Here is a 23,795-nt window from a genome sequence, read left to right as displayed (position 1 = left end):
TTAGGTGGCCATTTCCCAGTTTAGGGACCAGGCGAATCAGGATGGGCTTAGGTCATAAGTGGAGTTTATTTTTATATAAGTATTACAAATGACTCAGGTCATCTTTATAAGCCAGGATTATCGTTACTTTGAGAAACTTACGAAATAAATAAATTACAAGAACCATGGAAGACAATACGCATTCAACATCAGCCTACAATGCCAACGCAGGCAGTAGCGCTGACAGCCCTGAAAGTAAATGTCCCTTTCTCAACGGGGAGATGAAGCAGGCAGCCGGCGGAGGAACCACGAACCGCGACTGGTGGCCCAATTCACTGAATTTAAATATCCTGCGGCAGCATTCGGAACTGGCCGATCCCATGGATCCGGATTTCGATTACGCTGAAGCCTTTAAATCGCTGGATCTCGAAGCAGTTAAAAAGGACCTTACCGATCTGATGACGGACAGCCAGGACTGGTGGCCGGCTGACTATGGACACTACGGACCTTTCTTTATCCGGATGGCCTGGCATGCTGCGGGAACCTATCGCATCTCCGATGGACGCGGGGGAGGCGGAACCGGTGCACAGCGCTTTGCGCCACTGAACAGCTGGCCGGATAATGCGAACCTGGATAAAGCCCGGGTGCTCCTATGGCCTGTAAAACAGAAATACGGTAAAAAATTATCCTGGGCAGATCTTTTGATCCTTGCCGGGAACGTCGCGCACGAATCTATGGGATTGCCGATGTATGGATTTGCCGGGGGACGGGAAGACATCTGGCAGCCTGAAGAAGATATTTATTGGGGTTCGGAGACCGAATGGCTCGGAAACAAGGCCCGATACAGCGAAGACGGGGAACTCGAAAAGCAAATGGGAGCCGCTCATATGGGACTCATTTACGTGAATCCGGAAGGACCGAATGGAAACCCCGATCCGGTGGCTGCGGCCCGCGATATTCGGGAGACCTTCGGACGTATGGCCATGAATGATTACGAGACTGTGGCGCTGATTGCCGGGGGACATACCTTCGGAAAGACGCATGGTGCAGCCAGTGATGCAGAATATCTGGAAGCTGAGCCTGCAGGTGCCGGGATCGAAATGCAGAGCCTCGGATGGAAGTCTAATTTTGGTACCGGAGTAGGTACCGATACCATTACCAGTGGCCTGGAAGGCGCCTGGACAGATACCCCGATTAAATGGAGCCATAAGTACCTGGAAAACCTTTTTGGGTATGAGTGGGAACTGACAAAAAGCCCCGCCGGAGCCTGGCAGTATAAGCCCAAGGATGGAGCCGGGGCCGGTACGGTACCCGATGCTCAGGATCCGAATAAAAAGCACGACCCGTTTATGCTGGTCACCGACCTCTCCCTGAGAATGGACCCTGCCTATGAGAAAATTTCACGGCATTTCCTCGACAACCCTGAGGAGTTTAAGGAAGCCTATCAGAAGGCGTGGTTTAAACTGACGCACCGGGATATGGGACCCAAAGCACGGTACCTGGGGGATGAAGTGCCCGGAGAGGACCTGATTTGGCAAGATCCAGTACCTGCTGCCGATTATGATAGTATTGATTCATCTGACGTTGAAACCCTTAAAGCGCAAATCCTGGAATCCGGTTTGGGTATTTCAGAACTCGTAGGTGCTGCCTGGGCTTCGGCATCAACCTTCCGCGGCTCTGATTACCGGGGCGGAGCGAATGGCGCCCGTGTTCGACTGGCACCTCAGAATCAGTGGAAAGTGAATAACCCGGTCCAACTGGGCAGGGTGTTGGATGGCCTTGCGGCCATTCAGAAGGCGTTTAACGATGCACAGTCCGGAAATAAAAGGGTATCCCTTGCGGATTTGATCGTCCTTGGAGGTTCGGCTGCGGTGGAAAAGGCAGCTCAGGAAGCGGGTCATAAGATCAGCGTTCCTTTTACCCCTGGGCGTACAGATGCGACCGAGGAGATGACAGATGCCGAATCCTTTGAGCACCTGGAGCCCCTGGCCGATGGCTTCAGAAATTACGTCAAGTCCAAGTTCTCGGTAAAAACTGAAGAACTCCTGGTGGATAAGGCACAGCTGATGACCCTTACCGCCCCTGAAATGACTGTACTGGTCGGAGGGATGCGCGTGCTGAATGCAAACTGGGACGGATCCCAGAAGGGTGTCTTTACGGATAGCCCAGGGAAACTGACCAATGACTTTTTCGTAAACCTTCTGGATATGGGTAATGAGTGGAAGGCAATGGATGCAGATGAAGAAGTCTTCGAAGGCCGCGATCGTAAAACCGGTGAATTGCGATGGGTAGGTTCCCGTGTGGACCTCATTTTTGGTTCCAACTCGGAACTCAGAGCCCTCGCTGAGGTTTATGCCTGTGATGATGCCAAAGAAAAGTTCGTAAAGGATTTTGTCGCGGCATGGCACAAAGTGATGAACCTGGACCGGTTCTAAACAGTGCTCGCGGGAATGCGATACCCGTTTTAAATCAATAAAGGGCGATCTGGGAACAGATCGCCTTTTTTATTCCATATATCGCGAAATGGAGTTGTATGCGGACAGCCGTTTGAGTGAGCTTTTTGCTGTGGTTCGAAATTTGGATAAAGCATACCTTTGGCTGCATCAGTAGCAGTACATTTCGCAAAATGAAATACGAATGAAGCACATCTTAATTTTAGGTTTATCCGTAATACTGGCAATGGTCTCGTGCAAATCTTCTGAAAAGGAAATTGATACCCTCTCAATGGCCAGAGAATACTATGCGTTTCTCGACAGTTCTGAGGGTTCTAAAATGGCAGCATTGTTGGGTGATCGCATTGTGATAAGAGAAAGCCAGGACAACTATGAAGAGGATTTTTCCAGGAAAGAATATTTGGAATGGCTGGAATGGGATTCCGTCTTTGAGCCGACATACAATGTTCTTGAAATTGAACGCGATAACGGTTCTGTCCGGGCGAGAATTTCAAAGCTTGACAAGCGAATCTTCTTTCTTCAGGGAGAACCGATGGTCTGGAATGAAATTATCCGATTTGACAATGAAAAAATAGCCAGAGTTGAACGCATTGAATACGAGGTTTTCAACGTTGAGAAGTTTTTAAAGAACAGAGATGGACTTGTCAACTGGATTGCCGAAAACCATCCCGAATTGAATGGGTTTCTCTACGACCAAACTGCCGCAGGAGGAATCGCGTATTTAAAGGCCATTGAGCTTTACAAAAATCGGGAATAGGGCAAGGGCAATAAAGTGAATAACATCCACTTTTGAGCAAACATAAATGGGATCACATAGGAGGCTAAAATTATATGCCCATTCACTGGAGAATTCTGGAAGGGCGAAGGAAAGGGAAGTCGGTTTTTCGTCCCTTTACCCGAGGTATTTTAAAGGAGATTCTCCAAAATCTGCAAGGGCAGGAAGCAGGTTGGTGACGATTGAAAGTAACTGGAGCTATTGGTGAAGCCTTATGAGAGACAGGCAATATGTTATGACACGAAAAGAAACACGTATCTGCTTCCTGTAATAGCCGAATTACGAAGAATGCCGGTCTGAAGTTGGAAGATATAATTGTGGTAATTCTTTTGATTTATCCCTCGATCCATGACTGTGCCAAATAAAAGCGTGCTCAAGTCTGGGGATCTATTCTACACACTTTCCCGGTGTATTTAAAACCGTGGCTCTGGTTTTTATTCTGAAGCCCTTCGTTTCTCAAAACGAACCTTGCGTACCCCATGGTCTGTATCGTACTGAAGGATTTCGCGAAAATCGAACTTTCGGTACAGGGTGGTGGCAGGCCCGTTTTCTGCCCCTGTTTCTACTGTGAATACCGGACTATTGCAGCGCTTAAGGACATAAGTGAGCAGGGCACTTCCAATTCCTTTCCTGAAATTTGCAGGGTGTACAACCAAACTTTGGATATGGGTAACCGCCGTATCTGGAATTATCTCAATCACACCGGCTAATTCCCCATGTTCAAAAAAGCCAAAAAATACATTGCCAATTTCTATAAAATCCGAAAGAGGCCGCCTAAGGGGTGGGAAATCCAAAGCGCCCAGCAGTTCAGCTTCCACGGCATAAGAAGCCTGAAATACCTGACGGATCAAGGCCGCGACCTCAGGATTTTTATTCTCTAGCCTTTGGATCATCTGGAAAGATACTTAAACAAGACATTTCCTTAAAACCTGTACCAGGCAAAATTTGGTTTATACTAAAAAATATAGTATTATTGTGATATCAAAATAATATTATTATGAAATCTGAAAAACACATAACACCCTCCAGTGGCTATTCGATGCTTTTTGTCCTTTTTCTCCTCCTGGTCCTTATGATCGGTGGGCTTCTTTTCTTTCGAAATCCGTTATTTCTCCTGATGGCTCCTTTTCTACTGCTTTTTATGCGGGGTTTCTTTACTGTAAATCCGAACAGCTCCAAGGTCATGGTGCTTTTCGGGGCTTATAAAGGTACCGTTCGGGAAAACGGCTTTTTCTGGGCCAACCCGTTTTATACACGACAAAGGATATCGCTCAGGGCCCGGAATTTTGACAGTGAACGCGTTAAAGTGAATGACAAAATTGGAAACCCAATCCTGATTAATGTAATCCTGGTGTGGCAGGTGGAGGACACCTTTAAATCTGCTTTTGATGTCGACAATTATGAAGAATTTGTACGTGTCCAGACCGATGCGGCGGTTCGCAAACTGGCCGGGTCGTATCCCTATGATAATTTTGACGATGAACAGGCCGAACTAACCCTGAGGTCTGGAATGGACGAGGTAAATGAAGCCCTTGAGGTTGAAATAACCGAACGTTTGCAGATCGCCGGTATCAAGGTGATTGAAGCGCGCATTGGATATTTGGCCTATGCGCCGGAAATCGCTAATTCCATGCTTAAAAGGCAACAGGCAGTAGCCATTGTAGCGGCCCGGAAAAAAATTGTGGAAGGCGCTGTGGGTATGGTAGAGGACGCCCTGGAACAATTGTCACGGGATAATATTATCGACTTTGACGACGACAAACGGGCATCCATGGTCAGTAACCTGATGGTCGTCCTCTGCGGGGATAAGGAGGCCGTACCTATTGTAAATGCCGGAACCTTAAACGGTTGATTTGTGAGCAAGCGTAAATCCTTTGTATTGAGAATTGATCCTGAACTCTTCAAAGAGGTCGAAAAATGGGCCGACGATGAGTTCAGGAGTGTCAATGGTCAATTGGAGTGGATGATCCATAAAAGCCTCAAAGACGCCAAGCGCTTACCGAAAAAGGGAAAATAGCTCAGGAGACACTATCCGACTCAGGGACTGGACTCCTCCTCTGGTAGTTTAGACCCTTCGCCTCCGGGAGTGTCGTCCTTCGAAGGGGTACCCGGCATGAGTTTGTAGATCAACCACCCAAATCCAAGGAGGAGATGGAGGGCGATGAGGCCAAGGATGATTTTTGTAATCAGGTTCATTCTGCTGTTACCGTTGCTGAAATCTGTTCTTCAGGCCAGGCGCCTATCGGACCCTTGCCAAAATCCAGTTTGAAATTTCCTGCAGGGCCGTTTCGGCAAACGTTTCCTCCAGGGCGGCGTATTCACCAGGGGAGCCTGTAGCGGAATTTTGAAACAGGTGATTCAGCCCGGGCAGTTCTTTTACCGTAAAGTCCGGATTTCCCCCTAGTTTCAAGTGCTTTTCAATGGACTCCAGATTCACTTTGGAAGGGACCTGAAGGTCATTTTCGCCATTCAGGGCTAAAACTGGGCATTTAAGGCGCTCAAGCGCCGGGGCCGGATCGTATTTCAGGAAATACTGCATCCACGGCGTGGAGAGTGCATCAACCTGGGTCTGAACCACATCCTCCAGAGCCACTCCCGGAGGTACCTGATCCGGATTTTTCCGGAGTTCCTCAAGGAGATAGGCATCTAAAACTCGCCTAAGTTCTGTCGGATCCTCCGTATTGCGCACGAGTTCAAGGGCGCCCCGGGTGAGGTCCAGTTCTTTTTGCAATTCCGTACCGCTTACTCCGCTGGCCTTGCGGATCAGCTCGCTTTGGAGCATTAAAATATCAAAGCCCGAAATACCGGGTCCCGCGAGCATTACAATAAAAGCGATGTCATCAGAACCATCCGCTACGATAGGGGCGATCAAACCACCTTCGCTATGGCCGACCAACCCGATGTTTTTACTATCGACATCTTTTCGCGCTTTGAGGAAATCCACGGCACTTTGGACATCCCTGGCCAAATCCACGGAGGTGGCACTGGGATAATCCCCGGTAGAGTTACCCGTACCCCGGTCATCATACCTCAATACGCCAATCCCGCTGCGGGTCAGGTGATCGGAGAGCACCAGGAAGGGTTTATGCCCGAAAACCTCTTCGTCCCTGTTTTGTGCCCCGCTGCCGCTTATCAGGACCACTGTGGGATAGATTCCATCCTTGGTGGGGAGCGTAAGGGTTCCGGAAAGTGTCAGCCCGTCTGCTGAATTGGAAATGGAGACTTCTTCGGAATAGTAGGGGTAGGGTTCTTTAGGTTCCTGAGGTCGTAGCAATTTATTTTTCACAACGGCATCCCTTGAAAAGTTTAGGGGAAGCGACTGTCCCATCTGGGTAAAAGTGCCTTCAATATTCCCGGCCGCATTGAGTTTACCAGCGTAGGTAATCGCCATAGGGGTTACTTCGAAATTCAGATTGGGATTCTCAAAGGTTACTGCAGTAATCTCGATACCGGTTGCGCCCTGATCCGGACTGTCCATGGTCGCCGTAAAACCGGTATCGGATTCCTGTATGTGTATCACAAGTGGAAGTTGGATTCCCTGCGTCTCAAGCATTCCATTCCATGTCCCCAGAATATCCTGAGACTGCAGGATACCTATGGTCCATAGCGAAATGAAAACCAGTATTTTTCGCTTCATTTTGTAGTGATTAGTGCCTGTAATAAATGAAAGGTGGTTCGTACAGCTTCCAGTCAGCGCACCTGGTCATATGTGCATGCCAAAACCAACTTTCCTGAAAATAGGGTACGTTAGGATTCCAGACGGTAGGTGACCTTGCAATTTTGGCATACTTTATGGTCGTCCTCCCGGACTAATTGAATGCCATCCAGGTGCTTCTTTGCATAGTCCAAAACCCATCCGTCATGCGGGTCATGGGCATCGACATCGTGACTGTAATTTCGAACAGCTTCGTAGAACTCCCCTCCGTATTCCTGCCTGCCCCAACAATTCGGGCAATACCCCTCGGGAGAAGCTTCTCCGGATAAAGACTTATTCTTTTTGAAAAAGTCCAGAAATGAATTTTTCTTAGCCATTGCTCAAAGTGATTTGATGATTTCACTTGGACTGAAATCAGGAAAGTTAAAGTACTAAAAAGTTTTCTGGTTTCCGAGTACGATTTCGCACCCTTTCAGCATTTCTTTATTCAGGCTTTTTTGGACCGCGACCGGTAATTTACCACCCTGTAGCTGATTTTTTTAAGAAACCCAGGTCTGACGCAATAGTATGGCATAAGGACTGGGGGGAGTCGATCCCAAAAGGGTGTAAAAGAAACCCGTACCAGTACAGCCCTTTGCAGGAGATACTGAGGCAATGTGAAAGGGGGGGTGAGGCGGATTTCCGCTGTACAACCCCGCATGAATTAATTACAACAATCACAACGGCTGCAGTCGCAGGAATTACAAGGGCATTGGGCCTCCTTACAGTTTCCGCAATTGCATTTGGAACATTCACAATTGGTACATGTACACGTATTCATCTGGAATTTTTTTTGAGATTCTCATGCCGGGGCCGAATCCAGGGTTTCCTTAAAGATAGCAAATTTCTGATGAGTTTCTCAGGACACCTCTTAATGGGGAGATCAGATCCAGGCTGTTCGTAGATATTGCGGCTTTCCATATCTTTAACCTCTAACCCGGGACAGGACCAACCCAACCAAAGAAGAAACCATGTTTAGAAATTTCAGGTATCCGGCGCTCTTTTCTATAGCAATCACTTTTCTGAGTGTACTAGGTGTATCCGGCCAACAAAATGACCTTCCTTCCCTTGAACAGGTAACGGCTGCTCTGGAGTTCCGGGAGATCGGACCCGCCGTCATGGGAGGACGTATCGCGGACATTGCGGTAAATCCCCAAAATCCAAATACCTGGTACGTAGCCGTAGGTTCAGGGGGACTTTGGAAAACGATGAATCGCGGGACTACCTGGAAACCTGTATTCGACGAACAGGCGTCGTATTCCTTAGGTTGTGTTACCCTGGATCCCGGGAATCCCGAGACGGTGTGGGTAGGTTCAGGGGAGAATGTCAGCGGGCGCCATGTGGGTTGGGGTGATGGGGTTTACCTCAGTAAGGATGGCGGCCGGACATGGCAAAACAAGGGCCTTAAGGATTCGGAGCATATTGGTAAAATCCTGGTAGATCCCAGGAATAGTGATATCGTTTTTGTGGCAGCCGAAGGCCCGCTTTGGGCTTCTGGAGGCCAACGGGGTCTGTTCAGGTCAGCAGATGGAGGCAACACCTGGGATCTCGTTCTGCAAATCGATGCAAATACCGGGGTAACAGACATTGAATTTGACCCGTCCAACCCGGATGTTCTCTATGCAGCGGCGTACCAGAGGCGCCGGCATGTCTGGTCCCTGATGGCCGGCGGCCCCAATTCTGGTATTTACAAGTCTACGGATAACGGCCTTACCTGGAAGCAGGTACAGTCAGGCCTGCCCAAAGGGGATATGGGCAAAATCGGCCTTGGCGTTAGTCCGGCAAACCCGAATTTAGTGTATGCTACGATTGAAGCAGCGCAAGGGGATAAGGGCTTTTACCGTTCCACCGATAAAGGGGAAAGTTGGGAGCGACGCAATAGCTATATTTCAGGGGGTACCGGACCCCACTATTACCAGGAAATTGAAGTTTCTCCAACGGATCCGAACCTCGTATATCAGATGGATGTGTTTCTGCATGTTACCAGAGATGGGGGTGCATCATTTGACTATCTGGGCACGGGACGTGAAAAGCACAGTGATAACCATACACTCTGGATCGATCCGAATGACGGGCAACACCTTATCGCGGGTACGGATGCCGGGCTGTACGAATCGTATGATCAGGGAGCTACCTGGCGTCATTTTCCCAACCTGCCGGTTTCCCAGTTTTATAAACTCGGACTGGACAACGCGGAACCCTTTTACAACATCGTAGGTGGAGCTCAGGATTTAGGGACCTTAATAGGTCCTTCCAGAACTCAGAATATTGAAGGGGTACGCAATCAGGACTGGTATGTGCCACTGGGGGCAGATGGCTATGAATCCGTTTTTGACCCGGAGGACCCCAATACAGTTTACATGGAAATACAACAAGGGTTGCTGCATCGCCTGGACCGCAGGACTGAAGAGGTTTTGAACATACAGCCCCAACCAGGCCCTTCGGACCCTCCGGAGCGCTGGAACTGGGATAGTCCGGTGATTGTTAGTCCGCATAATTCCAGGCGCCTGTACTTTGGCTCCCAAAGGGTCTGGAGAAGTGAGGACAGGGGAGATTCCTGGAGCGCGATCAGTGGTGACCTGACGACAAATACAAACCGGTACGAGCTTGAAATGGGGGACAGGGTATGGAGCGTAGATGCACTTTACGACACCGGGGCGATGTCCAAATACGCTACCCTTACTGCAATTTCCGAATCCCCGGGAGTTGAAGGATTACTCTATACAGGTTCGGATGATGGTATGCTTCAGGTCAGTGAAGACGGGGGGCAAAACTGGCGTAAAATGGCATCGCTTCCCAAGGTTCCCACACGTGCTTTTATAACGGATATTGAGGCCTCTTCCCACGATGATAACACCGTATTTGTTTCGGTGGATGTCCATAAAAAAGGAGATTTTAAGCCGTATCTGTTCATGAGTTCGGACCGGGGCAGATCCTGGAAATCCATCACATCTGATTTGCCTGCTAAAACCATTGTCTGGGTTGTAAAACAGGATCACCTCGACCCGAATTTACTTTTTATCGGTACGGAATACGGAATTTATTTTTCCCACAACCGCGGTGGCAATTGGATCCAACTCAAAGGGGGACTCCCGACGATTCCCTTTCGGGATATCGAATTGCATAAAAGGGATAACGACCTGGTTGGAGCTTCATTTGGGAGGGGTTTTTATGTGCTGGATGACTATTCAGCCCTCCGTGAGATATCGGCGGTTTTTAACCGTAAGGCCAACACGCTCTTTGATGTCCGCGATGCCTGGTGGTATATCCCCAATACGCCTATGCAGGCTAAGGCGATGCCCACACTTGGAAGTACACTTTATGTGGGGGACAACCCGCCTTTTGGCGCGGTGTTGACGTATTACCTCAGTGAAGTCCCCAAGACAGGTAAGTCGGGGCGAGAGGATCGCGAGAAAAAGCTGCGTGCTCAGAATGCGAGTATCCCCTTTCCGGGATGGGACCAGCTCAGGGCAGAACGCCTGGAAGGAGAACCTGAAGTCCTTCTGTTGATAAAAGATTCCGGAGATAATCCCGTTCGGTGGCTGAAAGCCGAGGCTTCTGAAGGACTGCACCGAACCTCCTGGGACCTGAGATTTGCCGCTCCAAACCCGGTTTCCCTTGAAGTCCCCGATTTTCAGCCTCCCTGGGCAGGGGATCCTCAGGGGCCCCTCGCTGCCCCCGGAACCTATTCTGCCACCCTTTACATCCTGCACGACGGGAAATTAACAGCTCAGGGAAGCCCGAAAGAATTTAGGGTTCGTCCCTTGCCCGGGGACGACTCCAATACTGATTTTGAGGCTATTTCAGCATTTCAGCAAAGCACCGGGGTACTTTCCAGGGAAATTTCGGCGTCCCGGAGAAGCCTGAGCGAAGCAGGCAGAAGGCTTAATTACATGGAAGCCGCGCTTCCCCGGACTACTCGGGCTACCTCAGCCCATTTTGAACAATTAAACGCACTTGAGGACCGCATGGCGGGCTTGCAGGAACGCCTTACCGGAGATCAGGTGATGCAGCGGATGAATGAATCGACGGTACCATCCATTGCTTCCCGGGTTGGAGGAGTGGTTTACGGGCATTGGGAAACGCGACAGCCCCCTACGGCTACCCAAAAGGAACAGGTCGAAATTGCCAGGCGGGAGTACCAGGGCTTTAAAGGGGATTTACGCACATTTATGGACGACCTCGACAAATTTCAGGCCGATCTCGAGGCGGCCGGGGCGCCCTGGACACCGGGTCAGAAACTCGAATAGGTATTGAGGGTGCATGCTTCCATCAGGCTGCACAACGAGATTTTAAGTCCCGTGGGAATCTGGTGGGTGAGACATCCCATAACCTCTTAATTCTGAAGTATCTACAGCTGTTGGTATAGCTATTGGCTTTCAATAGGGTCAATACCGTTATTTCCAAGGACTTTATTGACCTTGGGCAGCTCTTTTTTCAGGACCGTATTCAAGGTGTTCAAATGGGCGTCGAGTTCAGCCGAGAGCTCATTATAGACCTTGTAAGCTCCATCCGTAGGTCGGGCATCCCCCGTTTCCACACTGCGTCTCAGGGAGGCCAGGCGGTTGTTCAGTTTGATCGGGAAATTCAGCGGATCCTGATTGGACTGGTTCTTCACCTGATAGAGTTCCTCCTCTACCGCACTTAGCTGATCCATAAAGGGTTGTACGGTTTTTTGGAAAGCACCCGCGGGAATCTGATCCCGGTTTTCTTCGAGGTGGGACTTCATTTTCCGAATATCGATAACGGTTTGATTGGCTGTGCTGGTTTTACCCATGATCTGGTTGGAGAGTTCGAACTGGGCCTCCAGGTCGGCCTGAGAAATGCCCTTCAGGTTAGGGTCCATCACAATACTGAAGGGCCTGGTTTCTGTTCCATACGCGGTCTTTATGCGGACTTTGTAGGCTCCTGGTGGTGCTTTTGGCCCCCGTTGGGGTCTGGCACTCCAGATGATCATCCCTTCAAAGGTTGTAGCCCCCGGATACCTTAAATCCCAGGTGAATGCATTGAGTCCCTGTGCCGTGGTGGGCTTAGAGGAGCCTCCTCGTTGCCACCAGGGGAGGTCCGGATCTTCTTCATAGGCCGGCTGACTCCCGGTGTATGTATTTACCACCCGGTCCTGAGCATCGAGGATCTCAACGGTTATCGTATCCAGGGCTTCTTTGAGGTAGTACTGAACCGTCGCATCTGATATCCCCCTGATGGCGTTTGCAGGGGTAAACAGGACGGCGGCCTTGTCTTTCATCTCTTCAGAATACTGTCTTAAAGGGCGTATGTCATCCAGAATCCAGAACCCCCTCCCATGGGATCCCAGGACCACGTCGTCATCTTTGATCACTAAATCGCGTATGGGTGTATCCGGTAGGTTTAATTGGAGTGACTGCCACTGGGCCCCATCGTCGATAGAGAAATATACCCCGTGCTCTGTCGCGAGAAATAGAAGCCCCTCCCGGATAGGATCTTCCCGGACTGCCCGGGCAAAATGACCCTCGGAAATCCCATTGATTATTTTCGTCCAGGTCTTCCCGTAATCGTGGGTTTTAAAAACGTAGGGTTGCCGGTCATCCACCTGATAGCGGTTTGCCGCCAGGTAAAGGGTTCCGGGTCGGTGTTTGGATTCATCGATAATACTGATCCGTGAGAATTTGGGCAGTTCTTCCGGGGTGATATCCTCCCAGTTCCCGCCGCCATCTCTTGTAATATGGACCTTGCCATCATCTGATCCTGCCCAAATCGTTTTGACGTCATGCCATGATGGAGCCAGGGCGAAAACCGTGGCGTAGATCTCCGGGCCGTTCATGTCCATGGTGATGACTCCCCCGGTTTTGCCCAGGGTTTCAGGATCGGCATAGGTCAGGTCCGGACTTATTTTTTCCCAGGACTGCCCGTCATCCATTGTTTTCCAGACGTGCTGGGAACAGGTATACATTATCCGGGAATCCTGAGGGGCGAACATAATGGGGAATGTCCATTGCCAGCGCTCCGGAAGCGCTTCTGCGGGTTCCCCGGAAAAGAAACGGGGGTACACCTGAATATCCCGGCGCTGGCCGGTACTCCGATCGTAACGGGTGAGCAGGGCACCCTGACTGCCGGCGTAAAAAATATCGGGATTATCCGGGTGCTGCGTAATCCATCCACTTTCTCCTCCACCGACAGCGTAATACCAACCGTGATTCGGTCCCCGGGCCTGCATATGGTCCCAGCCGTCGCTTGGCATGGCAAGGGTACTGTTATCCTGTTGTGCCCCTGCGACATGGTAGGGGACATCACTTGTGGTCATCACATGGTAGAACTGGGTGGTTACGTAATCCTGTTCCGTCCACGTTTTCCCCCCATTAATACTCACATTACCTCCTCCGTCGTTGGAATTGATCATCCGATCCGGGTTTGTAGGGTCTATCCAGAGGTCGTGATTATCCCCGTGGGGTACTTTCAGGGTAGTGTCAAAAGTTTTACCTCCGTCTGTCGATTTGTAAAACCCTGTATTCAGGCAATAGACGGTTTCCTTATCAACGGGGTCCGCATAAATCCTGGAATAATAGAAAGCCCTCTGCCTGAGCTTGCGCTCATCATTGGTCCGCTCCCATGTCTTACCGGCATCGTCGGAACGAAATACGCCCCCTTCGTTGGCCTCAACGATGGCCCAGACCCTGTTGGAATCTACAGGAGAAACGGTCACCCCAATTTTTCCGATCGGTCCTTCCGGCATGCCCGCATTGGCCGTTAGGTCGGACCAGGTAGTCCCGCCGTCCACAGACTTCCATAACTTGCTGTCGCCTCCGCCTCCCCACATCTTCCAGGCTTTCCGGTAAACTTCCCAGGTGGTGGCGTAGAGGACTTGTGGATTATTCCGGTCTATAATCAGGTCTACTGCACCAGCTTTTGGACCCACGTACAATACTTTTTCCCAGGTTGTGCCCCCATTGGTAGATCGGAAAACACCCCGTTCTTCATTCGCTCCATAGGGATGCCCCAGGGCAGCCACGTATACGATATCGGGATTCGCAGGATGTATGCGGATCCTGGCAATTGCCTGGGTTTCTTCAAGGCCGAGATGCTTCCAGGTTTTTCCGGCATCACTGCTTTTATATACCCCGTCTCCCTGGGTGATGCTTCCCCTGAGCTGTACTTCGCCCATCCCGATATACACAATATCCGGATTGGTTTCGGCTACAGCAACGGCTCCTACGGAAGAGCTGGTAACCTGGCCGTCCGTGACCGCTTTCCATTCATTTCCACCATCCGTAGTTTTCCATAATCCCCCGCCCGTAGCCCCAAAATAGTACTCATAGGGCCTAGAAGGACTACCGGCGCAACCCAGGGATCGACCTCCGCGATTTGGGCCGATATTGCGCCATTCCAGACCATTATAGAAGGATGTGTCAATGGCAACGGATCGGTTTGAGTCGGCATCTGCCTGTTGCGCGCCAAGCGTAAATCCGGTAAGCAGTACACTAAAAAAAAACAGGTATCTGAAAGGAAACTTCATCGGGAAAAGGGTTTAGTTCGGTCCAAACCCAAAAGGCAGGACCGGGGGTTGATTAGCGTTTTTCGGGTCACCTTTAAAAATAGGAAAATTTTCGAGGTTGGGGGGTGCAGTCCACCGATTAGTTCCCCCCGACAGCAGGACGTAGGAAAGACGGCAATCGGCATACACGGGATTCCGTTTGGGAATGCGGTTGCAACCTATGCCTTTGGATTGAGTGGCCCCTGTTCCTGTAGTGTCTCCGGCTGGTTTGGAATATCAAACCTGAAAATGTCGTCCCTTGCGTAGTGGCCGATAACGTCGAAATCCATTTTGGAAGGGATGATATCTTCTAAATCCAGGTCTGCAATTAAAGCCCCTGCGGTATCGAACAACGGTCCGGCGAGGACCTCCCCCATAGGAGAGATTATCGCACTACCTCCCCTGCAAAGGTCTTCGGGTTCCCCTTCGAGAAGCGTTTGGTATTCCTCAGGATACATGGATTTGGTAAAGAACTGGTTGCATCCCAGTACAAAGCAGCGTCCTTCAAGCGCAATGTGCCTGAGGGTCGCGGTCCACCCTTCCCGGGAATCTGCCGTTGGCGCTATATAGATTTCCACGCCTTTCCGATACATGGACATACGGGCGAGTGGCATGTAATTTTCCCAGCAGATCAGGCCGCCTAATCTGCCTACCCGGGTCTGGAAACTTACCAGGGAGGATGCATTCGCTTCAGCCCATATCAGGCGTTCTGTGCCCGTTGGTTTGATTTTTCGGTGCACCCCTAAAAGCCCGTCGGTAGGGGACAGGTACAGCATGGAGCAATAGAGGCTTCCGTTTTCCTTCCGCTTTTCGGTAACACCGAGGACCAGGTAGGCGTTTACATCACGGGCCAGATTTTCAAGCCATTTTAAATCCGCACCCTCCAGATCGATGCTGTTCTCGTGATATTTGCTGTAAAGCTCCCGGCCGGGTTTACTTCTGCTCCCAACTTTGGCCCCAAAGGTAAATCCTCTGGGGTATCCGGGGATAAACGATTCGGGAAAGACAATGAGCTCACAACCTTCGCTTGCGTGTTTTCTCGTAAGTTCCTCCACCTTTTCCAGGGTTTTGGTTTTGTCAAAGAAAACAGGGGCGTCCTGAATCAGGCAAACGGTGACTTTCATTTTAAAAACATTTTGAGGAACCCCTGGGTGTATAACCCTCGTCGGTGCGTAACACAGACCTCAGGGAGGTTCTCCTTAAAAGTAGGAAATTTGAGGAAAGCTGAAATCTCCAAGCCCGTGAAATAAAAATATTTATCTACTTTACTTCCATCATTGGCATTCGAACGCCGAATTCCTTCAGACCTTTATGTTGTCAGAAATGAAAAAAACGTTCTTCCTTATCGTCTTTTTGGGGATCGCAACGACTTTGTCCGCCCAACAAACAACCCCAAAAACCCCCTTTACAAAGATGTACCTCCCCGTTTGGGAGGAAGCCCGGGATCATTGCCTGGAAGTGGCTCGCGCCATGCCGGACAGCCTTTACGCGTATCAACCCACACCGGTGAGCAAAACCTTCGCGGAACAAATGGTCCACATCGCTTATACTATCGAACTTCTGACACAGCGTTACGTTGAGGGCATGGAGGTGAAACCCGTGGTTCCGGATGCCGCTTCCCTGACCAAATCAGAGATTCTCGCTATGCTTGAAAGCGGTTTTGAGTATACCACAGGAGTGATCAATTCCATAGAGCAGGAACAATTGGACGAAACCTGTGTGATGTATCACAGTGGGAATACCGTGAGCCGTGCTTTCGCCCTTTTTTACGTTCAGGACCACATGGCGAATCACAGGGCTAAATCCAACCTGTATCTGCGTCTTTGTGGGATTGAACCTCCTGAGTACACCTGGTAAATGGAATCGCCTTTTTGTCCCTGTATGCCACCTTAATGAAGGACACACTCCTGAAGGCTTTGTGAAGTTTTCCCTGGGGGTGACTATCTGCGAATATTTTGAGGTATAAGCGCTTTCAGAAGTCGAATTTTTCGTACCTTCTATGGCTAATTAATATTTGAGAAAATGAAAAAAATTAAGTTTGTTATTACACTCCTTTTAGTGGGAAGTATCGGGCTGACAGCGTCAGCACAGAGCAAAAAAGACCAAAAAATTATTGAGGACGCCAAAGCGGCTGTTGCAACCCTGACTAAAGAGAATCCGGATTTAAAGAACTTTTTTAACAAGTCGGCCGGGGCGGCTGTATTTCCCAACGTCGGTAAAGGTGGCTTCATCGTTGGCGGCGCATCCGGGAATGGTGTCCTATACGAAAATGGAAAAATAGTTGGGATGACCAGTTTAAAGGAATTGACGGTTGGTTTTCAGGCAGGTGGAGAGGCAATTACTGAGGTGGTCTTCTTTGAAACGCAAGCTGATGTCGACAAATTCAAAGAAGAAAACTTTGAGTTCGGAGCGGGGGTTTCTGCCACTGCCCTTAAATCCGGTGCGAGTTTAAATAAAGAATTCAGCGATGGGGTTGCTGTTTTCACCTATACCAAAGGTGGTCTGATGGGGGATGTTTCTGTAGGAGGACAGAAATTTAAATACGATCCGTTTTAAACAGCTATTTAATCCTGTTCGGAGTCCTTTAAAGAAGTGGACTACCGAACAGGAGTATTCGACTGATAGAATTCAAGAATGATCTCGGCCAGGGCTTCGCCCTGGTCTTCTTGTATAAAATGGCCTGCCTTCAGGATTTTGTGGGCCTGTCCCTGGGCCCCGGGAACACTATTTTGAAATGCCTTTTCAGCCCCCTTCATGATCGTGTCTTCACTGCCAAATACCGTTAGAAAGGGTTTCTCCCATTGCTGTAAAACGTTCCAGGCCTTCCTGTTGTTTGCAGCTTCCGGATCTTCCGGATCTATAGGGACTAATACCGGGAATACCCGTGCCCCGGCTTTATGGGCCTCTGTTGGAAAAGGGGCATTATAGCCTGCACGCACATCATCACTGAGGTCTGTTGAGGTACCGGTGTCGATAATTTTACCAATTTCGAAAGTCTCCGAGTGCTGGGAGTACGCCCTCCAGTTCATAAAACTTTCGGGCATGGGAACCGAACCCGTAGGCAGGGTGGTATTCGAAGCTATGATCATGGAAAACCGATCCGGCATTTGTGCGACCAGTCGAAGCCCTGTCAATCCACCCCAGTCCTGTCCAAAGAGCAGGATTTCGGTTAATCCTAAATTCAGAATTAACGCGGTTAGCCAATCCAGGTGCTTCTGATAGGAATAGGTGGCCCGATCCGCGGGTTTGTCAGACTTTCCGAACCCGATCAGATCGGGTGCCACTACACGAAAATGGTCTGAAAGACCCGGAATCATTTTTCGATACAGATAGGACCAGGTGGGCTCTCCGTGAAGCAATAGCACGGTAGGATTTTCCTTTTTACCCTCGTCGAGGTAATGCATCCGAAGCGCGGGTGCTACCTCCTGATAGTTGGGTTTAAAATTGTATCCCGGCAAGTTTTCAAATCGTTCCTCCGGGGTTCTCAGAATATTCTCCATTGTGACTTCAGATAAGGGTGTGTTTAAAGATAGTCAATCTGAACCCCTGCAACACCTCTTTTCCCGGGGATGGCTTCGGAGCGTATAAACAACGATTTTGAGGCTTAAAACAGGGTGCTCTATCAGGGTTTATAATTTGGATTTAAGCTGTACCGGTACTTTTCAGGCCCCGAGAAGGTGAAATCTTTAAATTGGTAGGGTACCCAATGTACTGCAGCATATTTATTGAACATTTCGGATTCTTCGATACCCCATTCAAGTTCAACAGCCTTTGTATCCGCGTAGTCTTCCATACCCCTGCATTCATCTACAAGCCCTATAAAGCTGTTGGGTGCGGTCTGGTAAATTTTGGTCCAACCCTGATCGGCAACAAGATCGAACCCGAGTACTTCCTCGTAAAATTGCTGCATCCCTAACAGGTCCTTGTGATAGGTCCAGGTAATGGAGCCGAAAAAATTCAGATCCTTCGCCCCCGTAGGAATTCTGGACGCATCTGCAAGGATACTCATCAGGCGTTCATTCTCAGGGTGCTGCTTAAAGGTTTCGAATTCAAGGAGGTACCCCCCCGGATCTACGGCGACAAAACCATCGTGCGCTCCACCCTCTTTCGGCTTGTAGGTATATTTAATGGGAACGGAACGCTCCTTCATAAGTGCATACCATTGGGGTAGCTGATCCGTAAGCAAGGCGATAGCCGTGGATTTAGGCTGGCCTTTCGGATGCGCCTCGTCCAGCGGATGTAACTCAATAAAGGCATCCTGGCTGATCTGATAACGGAGGGAATCTGCAGTTTGCAGACCCAGGGTATTGAGGTAGAATGCCTGTGCCCCTTCCAGATTTTCATAGTAGAGATGCGTGGTCTGACTTCCCACGCCAAAGGAGTTAAGGGTTCGGTGTCCGGTAGTTTTTGACAGTAAGTTGTTTATCCCATGTGTATCGTACCCCAATAATCGTCCAAAACGCCTTGCCAGGGCTTCTGGGTGTTTGGGGTCCGTTGTATCGGCCTGTTTCAGGTCTGTTTTTAACTGTTCATATTGCTTTAATCGGTTTCCGGAAAAAATCAGTATCACGGACTTTTCCCGGGTCAGGGCAGGAGGGAACAGCCGGGATACCGGAAAATCGTCCTCCCGGTAGAGTTTTACATCGTACTGTCGGGCGATCGCTTCGAAATCATTCCAATGGGCATCAGCCACTGCCGCTTCCATGGGATGGCTCAGGGCTATGGGTTTGGCGCCACTGGAAACCATTTCACAGAACACCTTAAAAGTCGAAAGCTCATTTTTATCCGGCTCGGAACAGGAGAGGAGGCAGATCAGGATAAGGGGCACAATGCGGGAGCTATTTTTCACAAATGACAGTTTTTTAAATATAGGAATATTCAGGCAGGGATGCGATTCCATTATTTCATCTTTTCGCGGGATGCGAAAAGCAGGTTGCGGTTTGTGTAGGCTTCAGGGATATCAATACTGAAGGAGCCGTCTGCATTTGAAAGACTTCCTATTGCGGTTTTTTCTATCCCGATATTGGCAAAGGGAATTGGCGTGCCCGTCCCGCGTTCCAGGAGCCTTCCGGAAATATTTACCTGCGCGGTTAAATTTGTTCCGATGATGGAAACGAGCAGCGTCAGGATCACATAACTAAATGGAGCCTTTACCCTGAAAGGCTTATGGTTTGGGTCTTTTGTCAAGATCTTATTTCTTAAGGATTGAATCGATAATGGTTTTCTGAAAGCGCGCCCGGTCCTGATAGGGAATCAGGTGCCCCGAATTTTCGAACAGAAAAAAGCCTTTGACGGGTGCCTTTAGGTCTTTGTAATACGCTTCTGCCAAAGTATAAAGCGTACGATAATCGTTCTTACCCACGATAAAATAGACCGGGCATTCGACAGCGGGCAGGGACTCAAACAGATTGGTCTGTATCCCTTCGTTAAAGAGTTCCAGCCAGGTGGCCGACCAATTGTAAACGTATTTTTTAAAGGATTTTTTCTTGCCTAAAGAATTCCCTTCTTTTATAAAGATCCATTTACGGGAATAGTATAGTTGATCGGCATTTTTAAAGGGTACTTCCACCAAAGAAAGCTCGGATACAGCCGTCTCATTATTTTCGGCCCCTGCCTCCTTCATAAGGAGTTCGATGGACATTTTCTCACTTCGTACCTGGTCGATAATCGGGCTAACTGCAATAAACGCATGCAGGAGTTCCGGATGGTGTTCAACCATGTAAAAACCGAGTACGGTGCCCCAGGACAAGCCGGCAAGATAGAGCTTTTCTTTGCCGAATCTGTTCAACAGATAGCCTGTGAGTTCCCGGGTATCCCGCTCAAACAATTCCTGGGTAAATTCTGGCTTGGAATTACCAAGTTTCGCTGTTTCACCCGTACTTCGAATGTCCCAGAGCACAACCAAAAATTCCTCTGAAAGTTTAGAGAACATTTGCTTCATGCTGCCTGTGACCGTATCCCCCGGGCCACCGCTTAGAAATAAGAGTACCGGATTTTCCACGGATCCTTTAATACGTATGTATTGTCTGGAATCCGAAATGGGAACAATCTCATGTGTATCCAGCTTAAGGGTATCCGCAGTTCTCGTTCGATCCAGAGTATTACCATACCCAAAGGGCAGGATCAGCAGAAAAAGTAAAAGGAATAGGGGGTATTTCATTTCAAATATCTGTCCGGTTTTTTTCAGATCGGGAATTTGGATGCGTTCTATTTGTTGCTTACACAAATGGGAAGGAATTTCTTTTGCCATCCTGGGCTCTGGTGTTTTTCTCTTACGGCCTTGTCAATCTTCCGAATCCTCTATGGCTATTACTCGTGAATCTTAATCCATTCCACCGTATCAGAAGGAGTTAATTTTATCACCATAAACCGGGATTTCAGGGGCCAGGGGCCAAGCCTGGTTTGATTGATCAGGTAATACAGATGGGCCTCAGAAGAACGGTCGGGTCTCCCCAGCAGGGAAAGAATCTCCTCCCTGTTCAGTTTTCGCAATGTATCGGTGTAGACCAGGGTTGAAAGCATGAGTTCCCTATGGGGATAATCCGCACCAACTTTAATACCCCATTTCCCGGAGTCAAAAGGAGCCTGAAAATCTGACGATGTAGTGGATACTTCTTTATTCCCGTCCGCTTCTGTTTTACAGCCCGAAAGCGGCAACGCGGCCAGGAATACCGCAATACCCAAAAGCGAAAACATCTGAAGGCGCAAACCCATGATAAGGTCCTGTAATTAGAGCTGATTTTCAACGAAGTCATCAACCACAGGCTGGGCTTTCTCCAGGTCTGAAGAATGAACTTTGAGGCGTATGGTGTTTACCGTACCTCCGGCAAAACCCGCAGAAATTCCCGATTGATAATCATTTTGAACAATTGCCTCAATCCCGTTATCCTTCAGCAAGCCTTTGAGCAGGATTACCCGTACTTCCGACCCTGAATAAACGTGGACAAAACCATCCTTGTTTTCGTCTGATTCCATAGACCTAAAGATAGGAAATCAATCTGACTTATCCACCCTCTTTGATCAGGCTCTGTAGACCATGGCATTGATATTCATTCCCGCACCTACCGAGGCAAAAACAACAATATCCCCAGGGTTTATTTCATGGCCGGGCATTTTGCCTTTTACGATCAGGTCGAGCAATGTTGGGATGGTAGCTACTGAAGAGTTTCCAAGCCATCCGATGGTCATGGGCATTACGTCATCCGGGGCTGAATCTATGCCGTAAAGGGCATACAGCCTTTTTAAAATGGCATCATCCATTTTACCGTTCGCCTGATGGATCAAGAGTTTTTTTACCTCCCCGATGGAAATGTTACTCTTCTCCAGGCAGGATTTAATGGCCTGTGGAACGTGTTCGAGGGCGTACTGGTAGAGCTTTCGCCCGTGCATTTTCAAATAGCGATCCGAATCCCCCTCAGGAGATTTTTTATAGGAATCCCCCATAAATAACATCTGGGAATAGACCAGTGTATCGGAACGGGTTTTATGGGCAAGTATTCCCATTTTTTCGGAACCCTTTTTGGCTTCCAGTACCACAGCTCCGGCTCCATCGGCATAAATCATTCCATCCCTGTCGTGGGGATCAAAAATTCGGGAGAGGGTTTCTGCCCCGATGACCAATACTTTTTGGGCATCTCCGGAACGAATAAAGTAGTTCGCCTGTATTATGGATTCCAACCATCCCGGACATCCGAAGATCATGTCGTAGGCTACGGTTTCCGGATTCTTAATCTTTAATTTATGCTTCACCCGCGCGGCCAGACTCGGAACCATGTCTGAACGGGTATCCCCATGGTGGAGATCGCCAAAATTATGCGCAACGATAATGTAATCAAGGGTTTCTTTATCGATTCCCGAAGCGGAAATAGCCTCTTCAGCGGCCAGGAAAGCCATTTGAGAATTAAGCATATCCTCCCGGGCGAAGCGCCTCTCGGCTATGGTCGTAATTTCGAGGAATTTTTCGATAACTTCCTGATTGGTTTTTTCAAGCCTTTGGCCGGAAGAATCAAAAAACTCTTTGGATAGGAAATCTTCGTTTTTAACGCGAAGTTTGGGAATGTAGCTCCCGGTACCTGTAATTACACTATTTATGATGGTATTCATTCAGGAGCGATCAGATTTGTACTTAATGTCTGTGGCCTGTAGAAATAAATGGGTTCTCAAACGGAATGGACTTGGATAAAATGCCGAAGGAAAACGCAATAAAAGGAGGAATTTCTCAGGAGTTCTTAAAATCCCGACAAAAGTAGTGGATTTTTATCTTCGGGCATTCTAAGTGTTCGCTTATTTTGGAATGTCCAAATTCACTCAGGGCCCTTTCAAAAGTGAAAAAGCGATAAGCAGATACCATCTTATGGGCGGGAATATGGCTAAGTATATTACGCTTTTACAAAGATCATACAGTGCTGTCTGGGGAGGTTTTTCAGCTTTGCCTCGAGTTTCAGGCCTGCTGCTTCCATTTCTTTTACTGCCTGATTTACAGTTAATTTATGCAATTTTTTTATCGGGATGGACTCATCTTCCCCTTTGTATTCAATCAGGTAGATTTTACCTCCGGGCCGCAGCGCCTGAACAATGGAGTTGATGATTTCAACCGGATAATTGAATTCGTGATATACATCTACAAGCAATACTTTATCTACGGAGTTCTCCGATAAATTCACACTCTTTTCATCACCGGTAACCAGCACCACATTTTCAATATTATCCTCTTTTTTCCGGCGGTCGATCTCGGCTAGCATTTCAGGTTGGATATCGACTGCGTAGATCACACCTTCGGGAGCCAAAGGAGCCATCCGGAATACATGGTATCCGGAACCGGCACCGATATCCGCTATCCGGTCTGCAGGTGCAATGTCCAGATTTTTGATTAGAACCGACGTTTTCTCCTCAGCTTCCCGTGAAGGTCGTTCCAGCCAGCCCATTCCCTGATATCCCATTACACGAGCTATTTCACGTCCCATATACCATTTTCCGATCCCATTGGGGTCCCCCTTTTTAAAGGTGTATATGTCATCGGAAGCAGGCGGTTGTCCAAAACCTGTATACGAGCCTGAAAGACCGCATAGAAGCCCTAAAACCAGGAGTACCTGCCTCTTTTTAAATACAAAGAGGTTGCCCAGGCCTTGCCAGATAGGTTTTGGGAAATGAATCGTTTGAGGTGTCATACCAACATACATATTTTCTCAGTTATTAAAAGCGCGGTGTATTCCTTATTCCGCATGTAACAAATTTAAAACGAACCATTGAGAATGCCTCTTTGAAAGTTACAGCCTGAAATTATATCGGATCTTTAACAGGCTCTGGCCACTAAAGTTGGTAAACACTTCATTAAGGACAAAACTGCTTTAACCCCAACGCGATAACTCCCTGAGATAAAAAAAAGAT

Annotated in this window: 21 protein-coding genes; 7 read left to right on the top strand and 14 right to left on the bottom strand. The window is 48.8% G+C overall.

What is annotated here, in order from left to right; translation table 11 throughout:
* The first annotated feature begins 164 nt into the window (after positions 1 to 164).
* Together katG and QU605_RS04380 are read left to right on the top strand one after the other, a co-directional pair.
* Positions 165 to 2,414 carry a catalase/peroxidase HPI gene (gene katG / locus QU605_RS04385; RefSeq protein ID WP_289724061.1) on the top strand — a complete coding sequence of 750 codons (2,250 nt, stop codon included), beginning with the start codon at positions 165 to 167 and terminating at the stop codon, positions 2,412 to 2,414.
* Positions 2,415 to 2,616: 202 nt separating this feature from the next.
* Entirely contained in the window at positions 2,617 to 3,189 is a 573-nt protein-coding gene (locus QU605_RS04380) for a hypothetical protein (protein ID WP_289724060.1), read from the top strand.
* Positions 3,190 to 3,641: 452 nt separating this feature from the next.
* On the opposite strand, the gene QU605_RS04375 is transcribed toward QU605_RS04380, so the two are convergent.
* Positions 3,642 to 4,100: a GNAT family N-acetyltransferase gene (locus QU605_RS04375; RefSeq protein WP_289724059.1), complete on the bottom strand. Its 459-nt coding sequence runs from the start codon at positions 4,098 to 4,100 to the stop codon at positions 3,642 to 3,644.
* A gap of 104 nt (positions 4,101 to 4,204) precedes the next feature.
* Between QU605_RS04375 and QU605_RS04370 the strand changes: the two genes are divergently transcribed.
* Positions 4,205 to 5,059, top strand: a complete 855-nt coding sequence (locus tag QU605_RS04370; protein ID WP_289724058.1) for an SPFH domain-containing protein — start codon at positions 4,205 to 4,207, stop codon at positions 5,057 to 5,059.
* A gap of 3 nt (positions 5,060 to 5,062) precedes the next feature.
* On the top strand, positions 5,063 to 5,224 hold the full coding sequence (locus QU605_RS04365) for a type II toxin-antitoxin system antitoxin (protein WP_289724057.1): 162 nt from the start codon (positions 5,063 to 5,065) through the stop codon (positions 5,222 to 5,224).
* Between the two features lie 20 nt (positions 5,225 to 5,244).
* Here the strand turns inward: QU605_RS04365 and QU605_RS04360 are convergent, their stop codons facing one another.
* The 3 genes from QU605_RS04360 to QU605_RS04350 all read right to left on the bottom strand — a co-directional run bounded on the left by QU605_RS04360 (position 5,245) and on the right by QU605_RS04350 (position 7,239).
* Complete coding sequence (locus QU605_RS04360) at positions 5,245 to 5,403, bottom strand: hypothetical protein (RefSeq protein WP_289724056.1); 159 nt, start codon at positions 5,401 to 5,403, stop codon at positions 5,245 to 5,247.
* 43 nt (positions 5,404 to 5,446) lie between these two features.
* The gene (locus tag QU605_RS04355) at positions 5,447 to 6,844 is read right to left on the bottom strand and encodes an alpha/beta hydrolase family protein (protein WP_289724055.1); all 1,398 of its coding nucleotides are present in this window, start codon (positions 6,842 to 6,844) and stop codon (positions 5,447 to 5,449) included.
* Between the two features lie 110 nt (positions 6,845 to 6,954).
* On the bottom strand, positions 6,955 to 7,239 hold the full coding sequence (locus QU605_RS04350) for a hypothetical protein (RefSeq protein WP_289724054.1): 285 nt from the start codon (positions 7,237 to 7,239) through the stop codon (positions 6,955 to 6,957).
* A gap of 633 nt (positions 7,240 to 7,872) precedes the next feature.
* Between QU605_RS04350 and QU605_RS04345 the strand changes: the two genes are divergently transcribed.
* A complete protein-coding gene (locus QU605_RS04345; RefSeq protein WP_289724053.1) occupies positions 7,873 to 11,151 on the top strand; it encodes a WD40/YVTN/BNR-like repeat-containing protein in 3,279 nt (1,092 codons plus the stop codon).
* Positions 11,152 to 11,270: 119 nt separating this feature from the next.
* Here QU605_RS04345 and QU605_RS04340 read toward each other — a convergent pair whose 3' ends face one another.
* Positions 11,271 to 14,390, bottom strand: coding sequence for a VPS10 domain-containing protein (locus tag QU605_RS04340; RefSeq protein WP_289724052.1), 3,120 nt, complete (start codon positions 14,388 to 14,390; stop codon positions 11,271 to 11,273).
* A 197-nt stretch (positions 14,391 to 14,587) separates the two neighbouring features.
* A complete protein-coding gene (locus QU605_RS04335; RefSeq protein WP_289724051.1) occupies positions 14,588 to 15,532 on the bottom strand; it encodes a carbon-nitrogen hydrolase family protein in 945 nt (314 codons plus the stop codon).
* 199 nt (positions 15,533 to 15,731) lie between these two features.
* On the opposite strand from QU605_RS04335, the gene QU605_RS04330 reads away from it, so the two are divergent.
* Together QU605_RS04330 and QU605_RS04325 are read left to right on the top strand one after the other, a co-directional pair.
* Positions 15,732 to 16,265 (top strand): DinB family protein, encoded by a 534-nt coding sequence (locus tag QU605_RS04330; protein WP_289724050.1) that lies wholly within the window; start codon positions 15,732 to 15,734, stop codon positions 16,263 to 16,265.
* A 165-nt stretch (positions 16,266 to 16,430) separates the two neighbouring features.
* Positions 16,431 to 16,964 (top strand): lipid-binding SYLF domain-containing protein, encoded by a 534-nt coding sequence (locus QU605_RS04325; RefSeq protein ID WP_289724049.1) that lies wholly within the window; start codon positions 16,431 to 16,433, stop codon positions 16,962 to 16,964.
* Between the two features lie 41 nt (positions 16,965 to 17,005).
* Here the strand turns inward: QU605_RS04325 and QU605_RS04320 are convergent, their stop codons facing one another.
* From QU605_RS04320 to QU605_RS04285, 8 genes are all read right to left on the bottom strand, one after another.
* On the bottom strand, positions 17,006 to 17,908 hold the full coding sequence (locus tag QU605_RS04320) for a haloalkane dehalogenase (RefSeq protein ID WP_289724048.1): 903 nt from the start codon (positions 17,906 to 17,908) through the stop codon (positions 17,006 to 17,008).
* A 122-nt stretch (positions 17,909 to 18,030) separates the two neighbouring features.
* On the bottom strand, positions 18,031 to 19,257 hold the full coding sequence (locus tag QU605_RS04315; RefSeq protein ID WP_289724047.1) for a VOC family protein: 1,227 nt from the start codon (positions 19,255 to 19,257) through the stop codon (positions 18,031 to 18,033).
* 50 nt (positions 19,258 to 19,307) lie between these two features.
* Positions 19,308 to 19,595: a carboxypeptidase-like regulatory domain-containing protein gene (locus QU605_RS04310; protein ID WP_289724046.1), complete on the bottom strand. Its 288-nt coding sequence runs from the start codon at positions 19,593 to 19,595 to the stop codon at positions 19,308 to 19,310.
* A gap of 4 nt (positions 19,596 to 19,599) precedes the next feature.
* Positions 19,600 to 20,658: an alpha/beta fold hydrolase gene (locus QU605_RS04305; protein WP_289724045.1), complete on the bottom strand. Its 1,059-nt coding sequence runs from the start codon at positions 20,656 to 20,658 to the stop codon at positions 19,600 to 19,602.
* 59 nt (positions 20,659 to 20,717) lie between these two features.
* Positions 20,718 to 21,122 carry a hypothetical protein gene (locus QU605_RS04300; protein ID WP_289724044.1) on the bottom strand — a complete coding sequence of 135 codons (405 nt, stop codon included), beginning with the start codon at positions 21,120 to 21,122 and terminating at the stop codon, positions 20,718 to 20,720.
* A gap of 15 nt (positions 21,123 to 21,137) precedes the next feature.
* On the bottom strand, positions 21,138 to 21,383 hold the full coding sequence (locus QU605_RS04295; RefSeq protein WP_289724043.1) for a putative signal transducing protein: 246 nt from the start codon (positions 21,381 to 21,383) through the stop codon (positions 21,138 to 21,140).
* A gap of 45 nt (positions 21,384 to 21,428) precedes the next feature.
* Complete coding sequence (locus QU605_RS04290) at positions 21,429 to 22,511, bottom strand: 3-oxoacyl-ACP synthase III family protein (protein ID WP_289724042.1); 1,083 nt, start codon at positions 22,509 to 22,511, stop codon at positions 21,429 to 21,431.
* A gap of 275 nt (positions 22,512 to 22,786) precedes the next feature.
* Positions 22,787 to 23,575, bottom strand: a complete 789-nt coding sequence (locus QU605_RS04285; RefSeq protein ID WP_289724041.1) for a class I SAM-dependent methyltransferase — start codon at positions 23,573 to 23,575, stop codon at positions 22,787 to 22,789.
* Positions 23,576 to 23,795 lie beyond the last annotated feature (220 nt).

This window comes from Robiginitalea aurantiaca, assembly GCF_030380815.1.
In the GTDB taxonomy this organism is placed as follows: Bacteria; Bacteroidota; Bacteroidia; order Flavobacteriales; family Flavobacteriaceae; genus Robiginitalea; species Robiginitalea aurantiaca.
Note: the sequence above shows the minus strand (reverse complement) of the source record. Positions and strands in the feature narration are given on the sequence as shown.

Coding starts and splice junctions, on each gene's coding strand:
- katG (WP_289724061.1), top strand. CDS start 165: ATGGAAGACAATACGCATTCAACATCAGCCTACAATGCCAACGCAGGC.
- QU605_RS04380 (WP_289724060.1), top strand. CDS start 2,617: ATGAAGCACATCTTAATTTTAGGTTTATCCGTAATACTGGCAATGGTC.
- QU605_RS04375 (WP_289724059.1), bottom strand. CDS start 4,100: ATGATCCAAAGGCTAGAGAATAAAAATCCTGAGGTCGCGGCCTTGATC.
- QU605_RS04370 (WP_289724058.1), top strand. CDS start 4,205: ATGAAATCTGAAAAACACATAACACCCTCCAGTGGCTATTCGATGCTT.
- QU605_RS04360 (WP_289724056.1), bottom strand. CDS start 5,403: ATGAACCTGATTACAAAAATCATCCTTGGCCTCATCGCCCTCCATCTC.
- QU605_RS04355 (WP_289724055.1), bottom strand. CDS start 6,844: ATGAAGCGAAAAATACTGGTTTTCATTTCGCTATGGACCATAGGTATC.
- QU605_RS04350 (WP_289724054.1), bottom strand. CDS start 7,239: ATGGCTAAGAAAAATTCATTTCTGGACTTTTTCAAAAAGAATAAGTCT.
- QU605_RS04345 (WP_289724053.1), top strand. CDS start 7,873: ATGTTTAGAAATTTCAGGTATCCGGCGCTCTTTTCTATAGCAATCACT.
- QU605_RS04340 (WP_289724052.1), bottom strand. CDS start 14,390: ATGAAGTTTCCTTTCAGATACCTGTTTTTTTTTAGTGTACTGCTTACC.
- QU605_RS04335 (WP_289724051.1), bottom strand. CDS start 15,532: ATGAAAGTCACCGTTTGCCTGATTCAGGACGCCCCTGTTTTCTTTGAC.
- QU605_RS04330 (WP_289724050.1), top strand. CDS start 15,732: ATGAAAAAAACGTTCTTCCTTATCGTCTTTTTGGGGATCGCAACGACT.
- QU605_RS04325 (WP_289724049.1), top strand. CDS start 16,431: ATGAAAAAAATTAAGTTTGTTATTACACTCCTTTTAGTGGGAAGTATC.
- QU605_RS04320 (WP_289724048.1), bottom strand. CDS start 17,908: ATGGAGAATATTCTGAGAACCCCGGAGGAACGATTTGAAAACTTGCCG.
- QU605_RS04305 (WP_289724045.1), bottom strand. CDS start 20,658: ATGGCAAAAGAAATTCCTTCCCATTTGTGTAAGCAACAAATAGAACGC.
- QU605_RS04300 (WP_289724044.1), bottom strand. CDS start 21,122: ATGGGTTTGCGCCTTCAGATGTTTTCGCTTTTGGGTATTGCGGTATTC.
- QU605_RS04295 (WP_289724043.1), bottom strand. CDS start 21,383: ATGGAATCAGACGAAAACAAGGATGGTTTTGTCCACGTTTATTCAGGG.
- QU605_RS04290 (WP_289724042.1), bottom strand. CDS start 22,511: ATGAATACCATCATAAATAGTGTAATTACAGGTACCGGGAGCTACATT.
- QU605_RS04285 (WP_289724041.1), bottom strand. CDS start 23,575: ATGACACCTCAAACGATTCATTTCCCAAAACCTATCTGGCAAGGCCTG.